Origin of the sequence: Streptococcus suis YS161, assembly GCF_002760245.1 — a bacterium.
Classification (GTDB): Bacteria; Bacillota; Bacilli; order Lactobacillales; family Streptococcaceae; genus Streptococcus; species Streptococcus suis_I.
On the sequence record NZ_ASCA01000083.1, the window covers coordinates 1 to 18,176 of the forward strand.

The 18,176-nt window shown below is 41.0% G+C and carries 18 protein-coding genes; 14 read left to right on the forward strand and 4 right to left on the reverse strand.

Annotation, left to right across the window (positions count from 1 at the left end):
• Positions 1-287: 287 nt before the first annotated feature.
• The 4 genes from SST111_RS10540 to SST111_RS10555 are packed head-to-tail and all read right to left on the reverse strand — an operon-like array spanning position 288 to position 3,286.
• Positions 288-947 (reverse strand): amino acid ABC transporter permease, encoded by a 660-nt coding sequence (locus SST111_RS10540; protein ID WP_024378367.1) that lies wholly within the window; start codon positions 945-947, stop codon positions 288-290.
• Positions 948-961: 14 nt separating this feature from the next.
• Positions 962-1,660 carry an amino acid ABC transporter permease gene (locus SST111_RS10545; RefSeq protein WP_004298848.1) on the reverse strand — a complete coding sequence of 233 codons (699 nt, stop codon included), beginning with the start codon at positions 1,658-1,660 and terminating at the stop codon, positions 962-964.
• A 14-nt stretch (positions 1,661-1,674) separates the two neighbouring features.
• Positions 1,675-2,514, reverse strand: coding sequence for a transporter substrate-binding domain-containing protein (locus tag SST111_RS10550; protein ID WP_099811252.1), 840 nt, complete (start codon positions 2,512-2,514; stop codon positions 1,675-1,677).
• A 10-nt stretch (positions 2,515-2,524) separates the two neighbouring features.
• Entirely contained in the window at positions 2,525-3,286 is a 762-nt protein-coding gene (locus SST111_RS10555; protein WP_002935839.1) for an amino acid ABC transporter ATP-binding protein, read from the reverse strand.
• Between the two features lie 193 nt (positions 3,287-3,479).
• Between SST111_RS10555 and yycF the strand changes: the two genes are divergently transcribed.
• The 14 genes from yycF (at position 3,480) to SST111_RS10625 (ending at position 18,164) form a co-directional block, all read left to right on the forward strand.
• Positions 3,480-4,184, forward strand: coding sequence for a response regulator YycF (gene yycF / locus SST111_RS10560; RefSeq protein WP_044673713.1), 705 nt, complete (start codon positions 3,480-3,482; stop codon positions 4,182-4,184).
• Positions 4,177-5,526 carry a cell wall metabolism sensor histidine kinase VicK gene (gene vicK, locus SST111_RS10565; protein ID WP_004298856.1) on the forward strand — a complete coding sequence of 450 codons (1,350 nt, stop codon included), beginning with the start codon at positions 4,177-4,179 and terminating at the stop codon, positions 5,524-5,526. Before yycF ends, vicK begins: the two co-directional genes overlap by 8 nt.
• 6 nt (positions 5,527-5,532) lie before the next feature.
• Positions 5,533-6,336: an MBL fold metallo-hydrolase gene (locus tag SST111_RS10570; RefSeq protein WP_024378370.1), complete on the forward strand. Its 804-nt coding sequence runs from the start codon at positions 5,533-5,535 to the stop codon at positions 6,334-6,336.
• 257 nt (positions 6,337-6,593) lie between these two features.
• Positions 6,594-7,979: an ABC-F type ribosomal protection protein Vga(F) gene (vga(F), locus tag SST111_RS10575; RefSeq protein ID WP_180274061.1), complete on the forward strand. Its 1,386-nt coding sequence runs from the start codon at positions 6,594-6,596 to the stop codon at positions 7,977-7,979.
• A gap of 91 nt (positions 7,980-8,070) precedes the next feature.
• Entirely contained in the window at positions 8,071-10,146 is a 2,076-nt protein-coding gene (pbp2b, locus tag SST111_RS10580) for a penicillin-binding protein PBP2B (protein ID WP_099811255.1), read from the forward strand.
• An 8-nt stretch (positions 10,147-10,154) separates the two neighbouring features.
• Positions 10,155-10,751: a recombination mediator RecR gene (gene recR / locus SST111_RS10585; protein ID WP_012027296.1), complete on the forward strand. Its 597-nt coding sequence runs from the start codon at positions 10,155-10,157 to the stop codon at positions 10,749-10,751.
• Between the two features lie 81 nt (positions 10,752-10,832).
• A complete protein-coding gene (locus SST111_RS10590) occupies positions 10,833-11,879 on the forward strand; it encodes a D-alanine--D-alanine ligase (RefSeq protein WP_099811257.1) in 1,047 nt (348 codons plus the stop codon).
• Positions 11,880-11,966: 87 nt separating this feature from the next.
• Entirely contained in the window at positions 11,967-12,347 is a 381-nt protein-coding gene (locus SST111_RS10595) for an OsmC family protein (protein ID WP_099811259.1), read from the forward strand.
• A 1-nt stretch (position 12,348) separates the two neighbouring features.
• On the forward strand, positions 12,349-13,425 hold the full coding sequence (locus SST111_RS10600; protein ID WP_099811261.1) for an ABC transporter permease: 1,077 nt from the start codon (positions 12,349-12,351) through the stop codon (positions 13,423-13,425).
• Positions 13,426-13,434: 9 nt separating this feature from the next.
• A complete protein-coding gene (locus tag SST111_RS10605; protein WP_099811263.1) occupies positions 13,435-14,103 on the forward strand; it encodes an ABC transporter ATP-binding protein in 669 nt (222 codons plus the stop codon).
• A 54-nt stretch (positions 14,104-14,157) separates the two neighbouring features.
• A complete protein-coding gene (locus SST111_RS10610; RefSeq protein WP_099811265.1) occupies positions 14,158-15,519 on the forward strand; it encodes a UDP-N-acetylmuramoyl-tripeptide--D-alanyl-D-alanine ligase in 1,362 nt (453 codons plus the stop codon).
• An 11-nt stretch (positions 15,520-15,530) separates the two neighbouring features.
• Positions 15,531-16,070, forward strand: a complete 540-nt coding sequence (locus SST111_RS10615) for a Crp/Fnr family transcriptional regulator (protein WP_024393201.1) — start codon at positions 15,531-15,533, stop codon at positions 16,068-16,070.
• Positions 16,071-16,163: 93 nt separating this feature from the next.
• Positions 16,164-16,760: an NAD(P)H-dependent oxidoreductase gene (locus SST111_RS10620; protein WP_099811267.1), complete on the forward strand. Its 597-nt coding sequence runs from the start codon at positions 16,164-16,166 to the stop codon at positions 16,758-16,760.
• A gap of 198 nt (positions 16,761-16,958) precedes the next feature.
• Complete coding sequence (locus SST111_RS10625; RefSeq protein ID WP_099811269.1) at positions 16,959-18,164, forward strand: hypothetical protein; 1,206 nt, start codon at positions 16,959-16,961, stop codon at positions 18,162-18,164.
• Positions 18,165-18,176 lie beyond the last annotated feature (12 nt).

Below are 18,176 nucleotides of genomic sequence, written 5' to 3' on the forward strand. Positions count from 1 at the left end.
AAATACAAAAAATGGCATAAGGAAAGAGTGTAGCCAGGCTTCTAGTCGCCAAAGAGGGATATCGGTATATGGAAGAGCGTTTCGGATATAACCGACTGTATGCAGAAATAAGACAGCTAAAATTCCAAAACCTTTCAGCTGGTCAATATAGATGAGTCGTTTCATAAGTTTCTCCTTTATTTAACTCTAAACTATTTGGGAACAGAGGCATTTCCAAAATGGTTTGAGTACATTTTCTTTGATTATATCATAAAACCAGCTTTCTCGAGAAAACTGGTTCAGATTATTTATTCAATACTACTCGCCCAAGACTTAGCCACATAACGTGACAGGCTTGAAATAGCAAAGTTGATACTGAAGTAAATCAGAGCAACCATGAGATAGAGGGCAAAAACTTGTTCTGCCTCAAAGTAGCGTCCCATGAGGATTTGACTAGAACCAAAGAGTTCTTGCAAGGCGATAACGGAGTAGAGGAAACTAGTGTCCTTGATGACCGTCACAATCTGTGAGATGATGGCTGGCAACATCTTACGAATAGCCTGCGGCATGATGATATAGACCATGATTTGCACTGGGGTAAAACCCTGTGACAAACCAGCTTCAGTCTGGCCCGGTCCGATGGCGTTGAGACCACCACGGATAATCTCGGCCATGGCTGCCGTGGTAAAAATAGTAAAAGCAGTAATACCAGCAGGCGTTGACTTCATTTGGAAGACTAAGAAAACGGTGAAAATCCAGAGCAAGTTTGGCACGTTACGCACAAATTCGATATAGATGGTTGCAATCCACTTGAAAATTGGATTTTTTCCATTGCGCATGATGGCGAGAATCATTCCGAAAAGAATGGATAAGATTACCGAAATGCTTGAGATATAGAGTGTTAACTTCAAACCACTCCACAAGAGTTGGAAGGTTGAAGGTTTGAGTAATTCTAAAACATAATTCATTGTTCAACCTCCTTTTAGTGTGAAAAGGCTGACTTATTCTTTTCTTCAATGCGACGTCCCCAGCTTGCAACAGGGAAGCACATGATGAAGTAAAGGAAAGCAGCACCAGCAAAGGCTGGGATGTAGTTGGCATTCATGGCAGACCATGATTTTGTCATAAACATGATGTCAGCACCAGATATAATAGCAACTGTTGCCGTATTCTTAATCAAGTTTACTACCTGGTTGGTCAAAGGTGGAAGAATGGTCGGAATGGCCTGTGGCAAAATGATAATCCGCATGGTTTCAGCTTGAGTAAATCCTTGTGAAAGTGCAGCCTCAGTCTGCCCAGTAGGCACAGCCTCAATCCCTGCACGAATGACCTCTGCGATATAGGCACCGTGATAGAGTCCGACGCAGATAACAGCTGTCCAGTAGATGGACGGCATGAGAACATAATTTGAAATCAGTGGAAGTCCATAATAAACAATCATGAACTGAACCAAAAGCGGCGTGTTCTGATAGTATTCAACATAGACACGTGCGATGATTTTTAAAACTTTATTTTTACTTGAAGAGAGACTACCAAAGACAATTCCTAAAAACATGGCCATGATAAAGGCACCGACAGAAATGGCTAAGGTAAAGAGAAAACCTTGGAAAAAGGTTGGAAAATCCTTGAAATAACTGACCCAATTCTCCCAAGCGTAAGGACTAGTTGTTAAAACTGTCATATTGTTTCACCTTTCTATTCGTCAGTTTCTGTGACTGGTTTGAGGCCATTGGCATCATAGATGCTTTGTAGGCTACCATCGGCAGTCCATTTTTTTACGAGACTATTTAAGTAGTCGCTAAGGTCTTTGTTAGATAATTTAGTAACAATTCCATAGTCAGAAGCTGAGAAGCTAAAGTCCATGAGTTCAGATTTCGAGCTGATATACCCAGAAAGGATAGATTGGTCTACAGAAAATGCGTCTGTACGGTGAGCACGTAGCGAGACAGAGAGTTCTGGATAAGAACCAAGTTCTGCAAAATTGACAGAGATATCATATTTGTCTGCTAGTTCAGAGATGAGGGTACGTGTAATGGAACCCTGAGCTACACCGATTGTCTTTCCATCCAGGTCGGTAAATGTCTTAATTCCACTATCCTTATTGACCAAGATGCCAACGGCATCTGTGTAGTAAGGAGTTGTGAAATTGTAGAGGAGTTTACGTTCCTCAGTGATGGTGAAGGTTGCGATGACCATATCCACTTGACCGTTATCTAAGAGTGGTCCTCGGGTTTGTGCCGTAACGGGAGTAAATTCGATATCTACACCTAATTCATCTGCAATTTTTCGAGCAATGTCAATCTCCATTCCCTCGAATTCACCAGTATCAGGGTTCTTGTAGCCAAAGTTTGGGACGTCCTGTTTCACTCCGACGCGGAGAACGCCTCTATCGATAATAGCTTGAACTTGATCACTATTGGTAATGGATGTGGGTGTTTCTGTTTGAGCTACTGGTTGTTTTGCGAAAACGAGAAGAATAAGTCCAAAGACCAATAATCTAATTGTAAAGAAAATGTTGATTTTTTTCTTATCCATAGACTTCCTCCTAGAGTTTTACTTTGTCAGATTCGTGGTTGATAATCTTGCTGAGGAATTGTTGGGCACGAGGCTCTGTCGGATTGTCAAAGAAGCCATTCACATCTGTTGTATCAACTAAAACTTCTCCCTCAGCCATGAAGATGATGCGATCAGCTACTTCACGGGCAAAGCCCATTTCGTGTGTTACGACAATCATGTTCATCCCGTCACGTGCCAATTTTTGCATAACTGCAAGTACATCGCCGATAGTTTCTGGGTCCAAGGCAGATGTTGGTTCATCGAAGAGTAGAAGCTCAGGTTTCATAGCTAAGCCGCGAGCGATGGCGACACGTTGTTTTTGGCCCCCGGATAGCATAGCAGGGTAGGAATCCTTCCGATCCCAGAGGTTAACAAACTCAAGATATTTTTGAGCGGTTTTTTCAGCTGTAGCCTTATCGATTCCCAAAACCTTAATCGGTGCCAAGGTAACATTTTCTAACACAGTTTTGTGTGGGTAAAGGTTGAAATGCTGGAAAACCATGCCAACTTCTTTGCGAAGTGATACGAGCTCTTTGATAGAAGTAGAGGAAATATCATGTCCATTGACGATGAGCGTTCCTTCATCAATTGCCTCTAAACCGTTAATCGTGCGAATGAGAGTAGATTTTCCGGATCCGGAAGGTCCAAGGAGAACGACAACCTGTCCAGGTTCGAATTCCAAGTTGATATTGCGTAGGGCGTGGTAGTCGCCATAGTATTTGTTGACATCTTTAAATTCTACTAAAGCCATAAAATTCTCCTTGCATAGTGTTTTTTAGGTATTCCCATCTTAGCATTGCCTATATGCAATGTCAAGTAAATTCTGACAATTTAATGTATTTTATGTTATAAAATGTGACATCTCTGTGTCAGGTGGTTTTGAAATATGAATTTTTTAGGTAAGTCTGATATAATAGAAGAAATAAAGCAAAGGTAAGATACTAATGAAAAAAATATTAATTGTAGATGATGAAAAACCAATCTCAGATATTATTAAGTTTAATATGACTCGTGAGGGATATGAAGTTGTGACAGCCTTCGATGGACGTGAAGCCTTGGAAGTGTTTGAGTCTGAGTTTCCTGACATTGTCATTTTGGACTTGATGTTGCCAGAATTGGACGGACTAGAGGTCGCTCGAACGATTCGTAAGACCAGCAATGTTCCAATCTTAATGCTATCTGCTAAAGATAGCGAATTTGATAAGGTTATCGGGCTTGAAATCGGGGCGGATGATTATGTGACCAAACCCTTCTCTAATCGCGAATTACAGGCGCGTGTTAAGGCTCTTCTTCGTCGTAGTGAATTGGCAGAGACGCAGACAAATATTGAGTCAACAGGAACTCCAGAGTTGGTGATTGGCGATTTGGTCATTCTGCCTGATGCGTTTGTCGCTAAGAAGCATGGCAAAGAGTTGGAGCTGACCCATCGTGAGTTTGAATTGCTCCACCATCTGGCCAAACACTTAGGTCAGGTTATGACTCGAGAACATCTATTGGAAACAGTTTGGGGTTATGATTACTTTGGTGATGTCCGCACGGTGGATGTAACGATTCGTCGTCTGCGTGAGAAAATTGAAGATACACCAAGCCGACCAGAATACATTCTTACTCGTCGCGGAGTGGGATATTTTATAAAAGGAAATGATTAATCAATTACGTTATTTAATGACCACGGCAGAATTTTGGTTTGTTGTCATTTTGATTGGTTTTCTAATTGCTCTGACGGTCCTTTTGATTGAAAACTATCGGGATAATAAGCAAATTAAACAACTCAATCAAAAAGTCAATGCCTTAATTGAGGGGAATTATGCTGATGTGTTAGACATGAGGGGAAGTCCTGAAATCACAGACATGGCTAATTCCCTCAATGATCTGTCCGAGGTCATCCGCTTAACTCATGATAATTTAGAACAAGAAAAGACGCGTCTGACGTCCATCCTGTCCTATATGAGTGACGGTGTTATTGCTACAGACCGTATCGGACGGATCATCATGATTAACGATATGGCCCAGAAACAGTTGGGATTATCTAACCCAAAGCAGGAGCAGTATCACCTGCTAGAGGTTTTAGATTTATCAGACCGTTATACATTGAGAGATTTGTTGGCTCAGACACCTGAGATTGTGATTGATCACACCAATGAAAACGAAGAATTTTTGACTTTACGTGCTAATTTTGCCACGATTCGTAGTGAGAGTGGTCTGATTTCTGGCTTGGTTGTCGTCTTGCATGATATGACCGAGCAGGCCAAGGAAGAGCGGGAACGTAGGCTGTTTGTGTCAAATGTGAGTCATGAATTGCGTACGCCATTGACTTCCGTTAAATCCTATCTAGAGGCTCTGGATGAGGGAGCGCTGACGGAGTCTGTTGCACCGAGTTTTGTTAAGGTATCCTTAGATGAGACTAACCGCATGATGCGGATGATTACTGATTTGTTAAGTTTGTCAAGGATTGATAATCAAGTCGGTGAAATGGATGTTGAATTGATTAACTTTACAGCCTTTGTGACCTTTATTCTCAACCGTTTTGATCAGATGAAGCATTCTGATTCCGATAAAGTTTATACCATTGTTCGTGATTATCAAATAAGTCCAATCTGGGTAGAAATTGATACAGATAAGCTGACCCAAGTTTTGGATAATATCTTAAACAATGCCGTCAAGTATTCACCTGACGGTGGGACTATTACCTTTAGTATGAAAACGACAGATAGTCAGTTGATTGTTTCAATTTCGGATGAGGGCTTGGGGATTCCAAAGGCTGATTTACCAAAGATTTTCGACCGATTCTATCGTGTAGATAAGGCTCGTTCGCGTGCCCAAGGTGGCACTGGTCTAGGTTTGGCCATTGCCAAAGAAATTGTCAAGCAACACAAGGGATTCATTTGGGCCAAGAGTGAGTATGGTCATGGGTCAACGTTTACGATTGTTCTACCGTACAGTAGGGACATTACTATGGATGAGTGGGATGATTCGGATGAGGAAGAATAGGAGAATATGATCGGAAAAGGATTTAACTACAGTATTTTGGCTTCGGGATCTAGTGGAAACTGTTTCTATTTGGAAACGGATAAGAAGAAAATCTTGGTAGATGCTGGCCTATCAGGAAAAAAGATTACTAGCCTTTTGGCAGAAATTGACCGCAAGCCAGAAGATATTGATGCGATTTTAGTCACCCATGAGCATAGCGACCATATCCATGGTATCGGTGTTCTGGCACGTAAATATGGTATGGATATTTATGCCAATGAGTTGACTTGGCAGGCAATGGAAAGCAAATTGGGTAAGATTGAACAGGCTCAAAAACATATCTTTGAATTGGGGGCTATGAAGACTTTTGGTGACCTAGATATTGAGTCATTTGGTGTCAGTCATGATGCGGCCTGTCCTCAATTTTATCGTTTTATGAAGGATGATAAGTCCTTTGTTATGTTAACGGATACTGGCTATGTCAGCGATCGGATGGCAGGGATTGTAGCCAATGCAGATGCCTATTTGATTGAGTCGAACCATGATGTTGAAATCTTGCGTGCGGGTTCTTACTCTTGGAACCTCAAGCAACGGATTTTGTCTGATAAGGGGCACCTTTGTAACGAGGATGGTGCTGATGCCATGATTCGATCACTAGGAAATCGGACTAAAAAGATTTACCTTGGGCATTTATCAAAGGAAAACAATATCAAGGAATTGGCTCACATGACCATGGTTAATCAGTTGGCGCAGGCTGATTTAGGAGTTGGAGTGGATTTCCAGGTCTATGATACCTCGCCAGATACAGCGACGCCATTGACCAAGATTTGACAAATTCATTGAACTTGTTTAGAATAAATATATAAAATACGAGAGGTGAAGTTGCATGAATAATTAAGCTGCTTATTAGTCGTTCTTAAAACTTGTAGTGAGGTTGCATTTACTGACGATACAAGGGATAATACTGCTCATAAGGGCTTACTATTCGTGTGACTTTTTCCATAGGGAAAGGTCATGTTTTGCATGGCTTTTTTCTGTGTTCATTATTGAAGTGGTGAGCCCTTTTCTAGGTAAGAAAAGAGGTCTATATGGAAATGATAAAATGTATTCAATTAGAGAAGGAATTTGCGGGACGTAGTTTGTTTACAATCCAGCAGTTAAGCCTTCAAGCTGGTCAAAAGGTTGGTTTGGTTGGAAATAATGGTGTTGGCAAGTCTACTTTTTTGAAAATCTTACTGGGACTGGATAGGGATTTTGCTGGTCAGATTGAGGTAAAAGCAGACTGGGCCTATGTACCCCAGTTACAGGAAAGGAGCACGCTTTCAGGTGGGGAACAGGTTTGGAAGTCTATTCAAGAGGCTTTTGCCCAAAGACCACAGTTGTTAATCATGGATGAACCGACTGCCAATCTGGATCAAGAACACCAGGAAAAGCTAATCAAACAAATCAAACGCTATCGAGGTAGTCTACTAGTTGTTAGTCATGATCGGCATTTTCTCAATCAAATAGCCAGTCACATTTGGCATTTAGAAGAAGGAAGTATTCAGGTCTATACAGGGAATTATGAGGCGTTTGTAGAAAGTCGCCGAGCTAGGCGAGAAGGACAGCAGGAGGCCTATGAAGCCTATCAGAAAAAAGTCGCTCAACTAAAAAAAGCCCAGCAAGAGCGTCAGGCAAAGGCTCAGAAGATGAACAAGAAAAAGAAAGGCATTTCTTCGTCAGAGTGGAAGGTTAATGCCATGATGGGTTCCTATGATAGTCAAGCCAAGTCTATGGCCAAGACTGCCAAGCATTTGGAAAAACGGATGGAGCGTTTGGACAAGGTTGAACAACCTAGAAAGGAAAGGTGGGTAAAGATGGAATCAAAAGGTGCCTTGGATACGGGTCTTCACAGTCTCTTTCGTTTGCAGGCTGGTCAGCTCTGGATTGAGGAAACCTATTTATTTGATTTTCCTCAGCTTGGCATGACTTTTGGGGATAAACTAGCTTTGGTTGGGTCAAATGGTACTGGGAAAACCAGTTTTGTTCGGAAATTGATTTCAAAAGAATTAGAAGGCTATTACAATCCTAAGTTAAAAATTGCTTATTTTGCACAGGATTTGATAAACCTTGATGAAGAAAAGACTGCTTTTGAAAATATTAGTTGTACCTCTCTTCAAGATAGGATGACGATTCTCAATTTATTAGGTATGTTAGGACTTTCTTACGATAAGGCTCAGCAGAAGGTAGCAAATCTGTCTGGTGGTGAGCGTGTTCGTCTCTCCTTAGCTAAGGTATTGTTGGCGGATGCAAATCTTTTGATATTAGATGAACCGACAAATTTTCTAGATATGGCAGCTATTGAAGCTTTGGAAACATTCTTGAAAGAATATGAAGGTAGTGTCCTCTTGGTTTCCCATGATCAACAGTTTGTGGAAACATCTGTTCACAGTCAATGGGAGATAGTGCAAGCTTGTCTCGTGAAGAAATCATAAGGAAATATTTTCTGAAAAGGAGGCTCTGTCTAAAAAATATTTTTTGCCTGTGGTATAATAAGAAGGATATTTCTAGAATGAGGTCTTTGAAGTGAAAAAAAGAAAGAACAAGCCTTTGGAACACGATGGAAATTTTATTTCCCTTCGTTTAAATATTTTATTTTCTATCGTGATTTTTCTTTTCCTAGTTTTGATATTGCGTCTGGCAGACATGCAGATCATCAATCATGATTTTTATAGTAATAAGCTGTCTACTGCCAGTCAGAAAATCATCAGCAATGGCTCTATCCGTGGGCAGATTTACGATGCACAGGGAAAACCTTTGGTTGAAAACGAGATTCAGCAGGTTGTCTCCTTCACACGTTCCAACAAGATGTCTGCTCAGGAAATGAAAGAAGTAGCTAATAAACTCTTGCAGTGGGTCAATGTGTCGGACGTAACAATTACTCAACGTGATAAGGCAGACTATTATTTGGCGGATGAAGAAGTTTATCGTCAGGTAGTCGAGGCCTTGCCAGAAGATAAAAAATACGATTCTGATGGCAACTACCTGAGTGAATCGACAATTTATTCTAATGCGGTTGATAGTATCCCTGCTGAAGCATTACAATATTCTGAGCAAGATAGCAAGGCGATTGAACTGTTCAAGCAGATGAATGGTGCTACTTACTTCTCTACTGTTAATTTGGTAACAGATACTCTAACTGCTGAACAGGTTGCTCATATCGTAGCCAATGAAAGTCAACTTCCAGGCGTTTCAACGACTAACAACTGGAAACGGACGATTTTGCCAACTTCCCTCAGCTCTATTATTGGTACTGTAACGAGTGAGCAGGCTGGTTTGCCTGCGGAAGATGCGGAGTACTATCTCTCCAAGGGCTACTCATCAAATGACCGTGTGGGAACTGCCTACCTCGAGAAACAATATGAAGAAGTCTTGCAAGGTCAACGTGAGAAAAAACAAATCAACCTAGATCGAAATGGCAATGTCGAAAGTATTGAGACAATCCAAGAAGGGCAGCAGGGAAATAATATTAAACTGACCATTGATTTAGCCTTTCAAGATGGGGTCAATGCTATTTTGAAAAAATACTTTGAAAGTGAGCTAGCTACTGGTAGTGCACTTTACTCGGAAGGGGTTTATGCAGTCGCATTGGAACCTTCAACAGGTGCGGTGCTTGCCATGTCTGGATACAGTCATGAAAAAGGAGCAGGTAGCATAACAGAAGATGCCCTTGGTACTATTACAAGTGTTTTCACACCAGGTTCCATCGTCAAAGGAGCGACAATCAGCTCTGGTTGGGAAAATGGAGTTATCAGTGGCAATCAAGTGCAGTTAGACGAACCAATCTATTTTGCAGGTTCAGCACCAATTACATCTTGGTATGGGGCCTATGGTAGTTTTAATATTGATGCGACAGAGGCTCTGGAATATTCTTCTAACGTCTACATGGTTAAGATTGCCTTAGGACTACTTGGTCAGACCTATTCAGCTAACATGTATTTGAATGATGGCGATACATTGACAAATGCCATGACTAAGCTTCGTTCGACTTTTGCAGAGTATGGTTTAGGTGCGTCAACAGGTATTGACCTGCCACTCGAATCTACAGGATTTTTACCGGAAGAGTATTCGACAGCCAACTTTATTACCAACGCTTTTGGACAGTTTGATAACTATACACCGATGCAGATGGCACAGTATGCAGCGACCATTGCGAATAATGGAACACGGATTTCTCCACACCTCGTTGAGGGAATTTATGGGAATAATGCCCAAGGTGGTTTGGGAGAATTAATTGAAACCGTATCTGGTAAGGAGATGAATCAGGTTAATATTTCCGCTGAAGATATGTCTCTTCTTCGTCAAGGTTTCTACCAAGTTGTCAATGGTAGTGGGCGCTTTAATACAGGTAGTGCTATCGGTCGTGGTGCGGCTGTGACCATCAGTGCCAAGACTGGTACAGCCGAAACCTATACAACGACAGCTTCTGGGGATGTGGTTACTGCGGTCAATACCAACGTTGTTGCTTATGCACCTAGTGATAATCCTCAAATTGCGGTAGCAGTTGTCCTACCAAATTTGACCAATCAAAGTTCAACAACTACTAAGACAATTACTCAAGAAATTATCAATTTATATCAATCACTTCACCCAATGAATTAAGGAGGCTTATGCTTTACCCTACACCTATTGCTAAGTTAATTGATAGTTATTCTAAATTGCCAGGTATCGGTATAAAAACGGCTACCCGTTTAGCTTTTTATACTATTGGCATGGAGGATGATGTCGTTAATGAATTTGCGAAAAATTTATTGGCAGCCAAGCGAGACCTATCTTATTGCTCTATTTGTGGTAATTTGACAGATCAGGACCCCTGTGCCATTTGCCAGGACTCAACGCGAGACCAATCTACTATTTTGATTGTAGAGGATAGTCGAGATGTTACAGCCTTGGAAAATATTCAAGAATACCACGGTCTTTACCATGTCTTGCATGGCTTGATTTCTCCCATGAATGGTATCGGACCAGATGATATTAACTTAAAGACCTTGCTAACTCGTTTGATGGAAAACGAAGTGACAGAAGTCATTGTAGCGACAAATGCAACAGCAGATGGTGAAGCGACATCCATGTACATCTCACGTGTCTTAAAGCCAGCGGGAATTAAGGTTACTCGCTTGGCACGAGGATTGGCAGTCGGAAGTGACATTGAATACGCAGATGAAGTCACCCTCCTTCGTGCCATTGAGAACAGGACAGAATTATAGTTTAGGAGACCTTGGTCCGCCCATCAGATAAAAAATATGCTATACTAACTATAGTTGTTTCGAATTAGAAAAGGAAAAGATATGTCAAAAGAAACCTTAATTTTACTATATGGTGGTCGTTCAGCTGAGCGCGAAGTATCCGTTTTATCCGCTGAGAGCGTCATGCGTGCCATCAATTATGATAAATTTTTTGTAAAAACCTATTTCATCACGCAAACTGGGGACTTTATTAAGACGCAGGAATTTACCCAAACTCCAGCTGCTGATGAAAAACTCATGACCAATGCGACGATTATTGAAGAGCAAAAAATCCGTCCGAGCGATATTTATGAAGAAAATGCAGTTGTTTTCCCTGTCCTACACGGTCCAATGGGCGAAGACGGCTCTATTCAAGGCTTTTTGGAAGTTCTTCGTATGCCGTATGTGGGCACCAATATCTTGTCTTCAAGCGTTGCCATGGATAAAATCACTACCAAGCGCGTTCTTGAATCAGCAGGAATCTCCCAAGTACCTTATGTGGCAGTTATTGAGGGTGAAAATATTGACGAAAAGATTGCAGAGATTGAAGGAAAATTGACTTATCCAGTCTTTGTAAAACCAGCTAATATGGGGTCAAGTGTCGGTATCTCAAAAGCTGAGGATTTAGCTGGCTTGCGTAAGGCACTTGATCTGGCCTTCAAGTATGACAGCCGTGTCCTCGTTGAGCAGGGTGTTAATGCGCGTGAGATTGAGGTTGGTCTTTTGGGAAATGCTGACGTGAAAACGACACTTCCTGGCGAAGTAGTCAAAGACGTTGCCTTTTATGACTACGATGCCAAATACATCGACAACAAAATCACAATGGAAATCCCAGCTAAGATTGATGAGTCTATCATGGATACCATGCGGGACAATGCTGCCAAGGCCTTTCGTGCTATCGGTGGTTGTGGCCTTTCTCGCTGTGATTTCTTCCTGACAGAAGACGGAGACATCTTCCTCAACGAGCTCAACACCATGCCAGGTTTTACCCAGTGGTCTATGTATCCACTCCTTTGGGACAATATGGGCTTGGCTTATCCAGACTTGATTGAAGAGCTTGTTCGTTTGGCCAAGGAAATGTTTGAAAAACGCGAAAGTCACCTCATTTAATTATTATCAAGATTGGAATCATTCCAATCTTTTTTCTTGCAAAGGTTTGCAAAAAGGAATAAAATGGAACAAGTTCTGGAGGTGTTTATGTATCAAACGACAGTAAAAGGGGAAGGTCTGTTTCAGGCTCTTTCTCAAGGTTATGGCGAACCGGTTCGTACCTTTGGGGTAACGGAGAAGGGTGAGACTCCGGTTAGTCTAGTTAATATTGGCTTAGCTGCCTGTATCACCATGTGTGTGCAGGGCTACTATGCCAGCCAAGAAGGCAATAAAACCATGCCTGTTCAGGTGGAGAGTCGCTTGGACAATCAGCGTTTTGAGGTGTTGATTGGAATTGGTGAGTCGGTTTCAGCGCAAAAGCAGAAAGAGATTCTTTCCTATGTGGAAAAGAAATGTAAAGTCAAAGCTCTTTTGAGGAAAGACTTGCAGTTTGAGACAAGATTTTATGTCTTAGAAAGTGTGGAGTAAGATGTTTTTAGCAATCGAAGAAATGCGACAGAACAAACTGCGTTACGGCTTGATTTTAGGATTATTAATCCTGATTTCTTACTTGGTCTTTTTCCTGACTGGTTTGGCTTACGGACTCATGCAGGAAAATAGAACAGCAGTTGATAAATGGCAGGCAGATTATGTCTTGCTTAATTCAGAAAGCAATCGCCTGATTACAGCATCCAAAATTGATACAGACTTGCTTGACCAGGTGGATGCTAGTGACAAGGCCCTGATTCGCCAACAGGCAGGAGTTGCATATGTGGATGAAAATGCCATCTTAGACGAAAAAGAAAAGGTAAACATCTTTGCTGTTGAATCAGATAGTTTTATCGTTCCAAATATTGTAGAAGGTCGTTTGTATGAAAAAACGGGAGAAGTCCTTGTAGACAAAACCTTGTCAGAGGTAGAAGGTTTTGGGCTAGGTGATGAAGTCTATCTGTCGGGTACTGACGAAAAAGTGACCATTGTAGGTTATACAGACAATGCTTATTTTGGTGTGGCGCCTGTTGTATATATGGACTTTACGGCATTTGCAGAATTGATGCAGGCTGATAAACAACAAGCTGCAACGAGTAATCTTGCCAGTGCCATTGTCGTTCGTGGAGATGTCGCTTCTCTACCAGATGAGCTGGAAAAAGTTGCTATTGCAGACTTTATTGAAAATCTGCCAGGATATAAGGCGCAAAATATGACTTTTGGTTTTATGATAGGATTCTTGATTGTCATTTCTGCCATTGTTATTGGTATTTTTATCTTTGTTTTGACAACACAGAAATCTCCGATTTTTGGCTTGATGAAAATTCAAGGTCTTTCAAATGGCTATATTTCAGGTTCTGTATTGGCTCAAACCTTCCTACTGGCTGGTTTGGGAACCGTCCTTGGATTGGCTGGGACTTATTTGTCATCCCTTGTCTTGCCAAGCGCTGTTCCATTTGAGAATAACTGGACCTTCTATATTGCAATCGGCCTAGCACTAGTTGTATTTGCCCTATTGGGTGCTAGTTTCTCTGTAGGTTCTATCTTTAAGGTAGATCCATTACGAAATCTATCTTAGGAGGTTGTTATGAAAACACTTATTTTTGAAAATATTAGTAAGACCTTCCAAGATGGCAGCCAAACCATTACGGCTCTTAAACCAACAAATTTTAGCATTGAAGAAGGCGAATTTGTTGCCATCATTGGACCATCTGGTTCTGGGAAGTCAACATTTTTGACCTTGGCGGGTGGTTTACAAACACCGACAACGGGTCGTGTTTTAATCAATCAGTCGGACTATTCTGATTTACCTGAGAAAAAACGTGCCAAATTGCGCTATAAGGACATTGGTTTTGTCTTGCAGGCTTCCAATTTGATTCCATTTTTAACAGTCGAAAAACAATTAACCTTGGTTGATAAGGTCAATAAGAAAGCTGAACCGAGCAAGCGAAACGAACTCCTATCTGAATTGGGTGTGGACCATCTCAAAAACAAGTTCCCTAAGGATTTGTCAGGCGGAGAACGGCAGCGTGTAGCAATTGCACGTGCACTCTACAATGATCCAGCTTTGATTCTAGCTGATGAACCGACAGCCAGTCTAGACAGTAATCGCGCTTTTGAAGTGGTTGAGTTATTAGCTAAGGAAGCCAAAGAACGGAACAAATCCATCATCATGGTAACACATGACCAACGCATGATTGAAAAATGCGACAAGGTATATGAGATGAAAGATGGTGTCCTCACTCAAGCTCGGTAAAAAGTGGTATAATGAAAAGAGCGAATGCTCTTTTTTAGTTTATTGGAGAAAACAATGAAATTAACCCTACACGAAGTCGCTCAGGTCTTGGGCGCAAAAAATGATATTAGTCTTTATCATGATACAGCACTCAACAAGGTCGAGTTCGACAGTCGCCTTGTCACAACTGGCGACCTCTTTGTTCCCCTCAAGGGAGCGCGTGACGGTCATGACTTTATTCCTGTGGCTTTTGAAAATGGCTGCGCAGTAACCCTGTCTGAAGTCAGCCTTGATGTTCCTCACATTCTAGTAGAGGACTGCTTGGCTGCGCTTCAACAATTAGCGGCCTGCTACCTAGAGAAAACAGGGGTGGAAGTCATTGCTGTGACAGGATCAAACGGAAAAACCACTACCAAGGATATGATTCATGATGTCTTGGCGACGACTTACAAGACTTACAAGACACAAGGCAACTATAACAACGAAATTGGTCTGCCTTACACCGTCCTCCATATGCCTGACGATACCGAAAAACTGGTCTTGGAAATGGGCCAAGACCACTTGGGAGACATTCATCTCCTATCCGAAATTGCCAAACCAAGTCTATCAGTTATTACCCTTTTTGGTGAAGCGCATCTGGAATTTTTCGGCTCACGAGAAGAGATTGCCAAAGGAAAATTACAGATTGCGGACGGCATGGCAGAGGGAAGTAAATTGCTGCTCCCAGCAGATCCGATTGCGGATAAGCTCTTGCCGAGCCATGTGGAACTCATTCGCTTCGGTGAACAGGCTGACTTGCAGGTGACCAGTCTGGTCGAGAGTAAGGATAGCTTGACCTTCACCGTCAACTTTATGGACGGCGACATTTTCCTACCAGTGACAGGTAAGTATAACGCGACCAACGCTATGGTAGCAAGCTACGTGGGCAAGACCTTGGGTGTGCCAGATGAGGCAATCAAGTCAGCCCTAGCCAGTCTAAACTTGACCCGCAACCGCACCGAGTGGAAGAAGGCGGCAAACGGAGCCGACATACTCAGCGATGTCTACAATGCCAATCCAACGGCCATGCGATTGATTTTGGAAACCTTCTCTAGCATTCCAGCCAATGAAGGCGGCAAGAAAATCGCCGTTTTGGCAGACATGAAAGAACTGGGACACCAGTCTGTTGACCTCCACAATCAGATGATTTTGAGCCTGTCGCCTGAAGTGCTGGATACTGTTATTTTTTATGGTCAAGATATTGAAGGCCTGGCTCAGCTGGCTAGTCAGATGTTCCCTATTGGTAAGATTTATTTCTTTAGGAAAAATGAAGAAGAGGATCAATTTGAAGACTTAGTCAAACAAGTCAAGGAAGTCCTTGGTGGGCAAGATCAAATCCTCTTCAAAGGTTCTAATTCTATGAATCTTGGAAAAGTAGTGGAAGAATTGGAAAAATAGGAGAAATAGAATTGTCAATCCTAGATGAATTGTTTCAACATGAAGATATTCAACCACATTTAATATATAAAGAAATAAAGGCAAAAGACTATCTTTTAGATGAGGGTCAAGTCTCGCATATGATTTATCTTGTACAGTCAGGTGCATTGAGACTGTGGCATAACCATGACGGAAAAGACATCACTATTCAGTTTTTCTTTGAGGGAGATTCGGTTTCGTCTCTTGAAAGTTTTTTAACGAAGACAGAAAGTATTTACAGTCTTCAAGCTATTGAAGATACTGTGGTTTATTGCCTAAATCGGCAGCTATTTGAAATATTTTTACTAGAACATCCAGAGTATTATCACTCTTTGACAATACTTTTAAGTCAGAAAATGATTAAATACAACCATCTTTTTCTGTCACGAATAAAAAACTCACCAGAGCAACGATTTTTAGAATTAGTTCAAGAAAAATCAGACCTGTTATGGAGAATTCCAGATATTTATTTATCTTCTTATCTAGGAATAACTCCTGTATCACTTTCTAGAATAAAAAAACGACTGACTTAACATTTGTTAATGTCGGTCTTTTTAGATTGTAATATACTGGTTGTACCTTGAATGATAAACAAGGAACAATAAAAAAACAGAGGAGAAATTTCTATGAAAACAACAATTGTCTATAACCATCCCTATGAAAAATCATATAATCATGCTATTTTGGAAGCTAGTATAGCTGGAGCTCAAAAGGCTGGTAGTCAAGTGCAGGTCATTGACTTAGATGTAGAAAAGTTTAATCCTGTGATGACTAGCGAAGATTTGCTAGGATTTGTGAAACATCAGCAGATAGATCCACAAGCACAGGCCTATTCAAAGCATATCGGAGAATCAGATCATCTCATCTTGATTTTTCCAATATGGTGGGAATTGATGCCAGCGATGATGAAAGGGTTCATTGACAAAGTTATTTTTCCAGGAGCATTTTATGATTACAAACCAAATGGTTATAGTATGCAGGTGCGACATGAGAAGTTAAAAACCATTACCATTATCACAACCATGAATACCCCTAAATTTTTGTATCGACTCATTTATGGTAATGCTATTAAAAATGCGTTAGTCAAGGGAACATTTCAGAAGACAGGCTACAAAGATGTGAAATGGATGAGTTATAACATGGTAAAAATGGTTGATGATAGGAAAAGAAAATCTTGGTTGGAGCAGATTGAAAAACGGATTTATCAGCGTGTTCAACAGTAACAAGTCAAATCGCCTTAAAGGCTCCAATTCCATGAACCTTGGAAAAGTGGTGGAAGCAATAGAAAAGTAATAAGAATATGATTGAATTTCTTTTGCAAAAATGCGGAGAAGTTCAATCATTTTTATTTGTTCGAGACCTTGAAAAATATGTCTACATTTTATAAAATATATTATAACAATATACAAAAAGAGGTTGAGATGAAGAATTCAAATTTACAGGCGATAGTCATTTCGTTGAGTCTAGCGGATAACTGGGAAGAGGCAAGGCTGGAATGGACAAGGGTAAGGCTGGAAAAGATTGATAAGAAAATGGAAAGCAAGTGTTTATGTGGAAAGGCTCACTTGCAGAAAGTCTATTCTGTTTCTCGTACAGATCTTAGTAACATAAAGCTATCGCCAATTGGTTCCTCTTGTATCAAAAAATTTCAAAATAAGGAACTGACCAAGAGTTTGAAAAAGGCAGAGCGAGAGTATCGTTTGCGATCTAATTCAGACTTTTCAGCTCTAAAAGAAATTATGGACCTGGACAGTTTGGACGAATATTATCAGAAAGGCTATTTTAAGGCAGATAGGGGCAATCACTTTGACCCTTGGAATGATTACCAGCTTTTTAAACTGGCCTTGAGTGGAAAAAAATTGGAACGACAGCTTGCCTTTCATAAGATGGAGCGGATTCTTTATGTGGTTAATGATTATTTACGACCGGAATTGAATCAAGTTTTTGATGTGGAAGCTTATTTAAAGAAGCTAAGAAGGTGGAAACTGCACGAGCGAGTTGCTGCTGCATTGCGTAAAAAAGCTCTTGAACGAGAGAAATTACTAGCACAGAGGGAAAGAGAGGCAGAGCGAGAGCGACAAAGACAACTCGACTTGCAGAGGTGGGCTCAGAAAAAGCAGGATTTATTAGCCTGGTTAGATGGACAATCTGACGAGGAGACAATTGCTTTTAAGGACTCACTTGATTTCCAAATGGAAGATAGGGAAATCTGTCATAATATAGAAGAGCATCAAAAATTCCTTGAAAGGAAAGAAGCACAGGAAAGAGTGGCTACCGCGGAACAAGAGCGAAAACAGGCTCGCGTGAAGAGTTTATGTGATTGGCTCCGATCACATAATCGTCTGGATGACCTGAAAAAAATTCAGACTATTGAAAGCGTCGATAAGCAACTGTTCATGCTTGAAAAGTGGCATTCAGACTACGTACATCATCGTCGGATGGAACAGCGACAACAAGATGAGTTGTTATGTGTCGTTTTAGAATTGCGAAGACAGGTGAAAAAATATTATCCCTATACTGAACGGGCTAAAAAGTGTATTGAATTTGTGGATAGTTTGGATGATTTGCAGGAGCAGCGTGATTGGTTGCACCGTTTTCTGGAATTGATGAAGAAAAGTGGAAAGTGAGTTAATAAAATT

Bases quoted from the DNA above. Each gene is read 5' to 3' on its own strand.
- recR (WP_012027296.1), top strand. From the start codon at position 10,155: ATGCTTTACCCTACACCTATTGCTAAGTTAATTGATAGTTATTCTAAA.
- SST111_RS10550 (WP_099811252.1), bottom strand. From the start codon at position 2,514: ATGGATAAGAAAAAAATCAACATTTTCTTTACAATTAGATTATTGGTC.
- SST111_RS10545 (WP_004298848.1), bottom strand. From the start codon at position 1,660: ATGACAGTTTTAACAACTAGTCCTTACGCTTGGGAGAATTGGGTCAGT.
- vicK (WP_004298856.1), top strand. From the start codon at position 4,177: ATGATTAATCAATTACGTTATTTAATGACCACGGCAGAATTTTGGTTT.
- SST111_RS10540 (WP_024378367.1), bottom strand. From the start codon at position 947: ATGAATTATGTTTTAGAATTACTCAAACCTTCAACCTTCCAACTCTTG.
- SST111_RS10595 (WP_099811259.1), top strand. From the start codon at position 11,967: ATGTATCAAACGACAGTAAAAGGGGAAGGTCTGTTTCAGGCTCTTTCT.
- SST111_RS10555 (WP_002935839.1), bottom strand. From the start codon at position 3,286: ATGGCTTTAGTAGAATTTAAAGATGTCAACAAATACTATGGCGACTAC.
- yycF (WP_044673713.1), top strand. From the start codon at position 3,480: ATGAAAAAAATATTAATTGTAGATGATGAAAAACCAATCTCAGATATT.
- SST111_RS10605 (WP_099811263.1), top strand. From the start codon at position 13,435: ATGAAAACACTTATTTTTGAAAATATTAGTAAGACCTTCCAAGATGGC.
- SST111_RS10625 (WP_099811269.1), top strand. From the start codon at position 16,959: ATGAAGAATTCAAATTTACAGGCGATAGTCATTTCGTTGAGTCTAGCG.
- SST111_RS10570 (WP_024378370.1), top strand. From the start codon at position 5,533: ATGATCGGAAAAGGATTTAACTACAGTATTTTGGCTTCGGGATCTAGT.
- SST111_RS10590 (WP_099811257.1), top strand. From the start codon at position 10,833: ATGTCAAAAGAAACCTTAATTTTACTATATGGTGGTCGTTCAGCTGAG.
- SST111_RS10620 (WP_099811267.1), top strand. From the start codon at position 16,164: ATGAAAACAACAATTGTCTATAACCATCCCTATGAAAAATCATATAAT.
- SST111_RS10600 (WP_099811261.1), top strand. From the start codon at position 12,349: ATGTTTTTAGCAATCGAAGAAATGCGACAGAACAAACTGCGTTACGGC.
- SST111_RS10610 (WP_099811265.1), top strand. From the start codon at position 14,158: ATGAAATTAACCCTACACGAAGTCGCTCAGGTCTTGGGCGCAAAAAAT.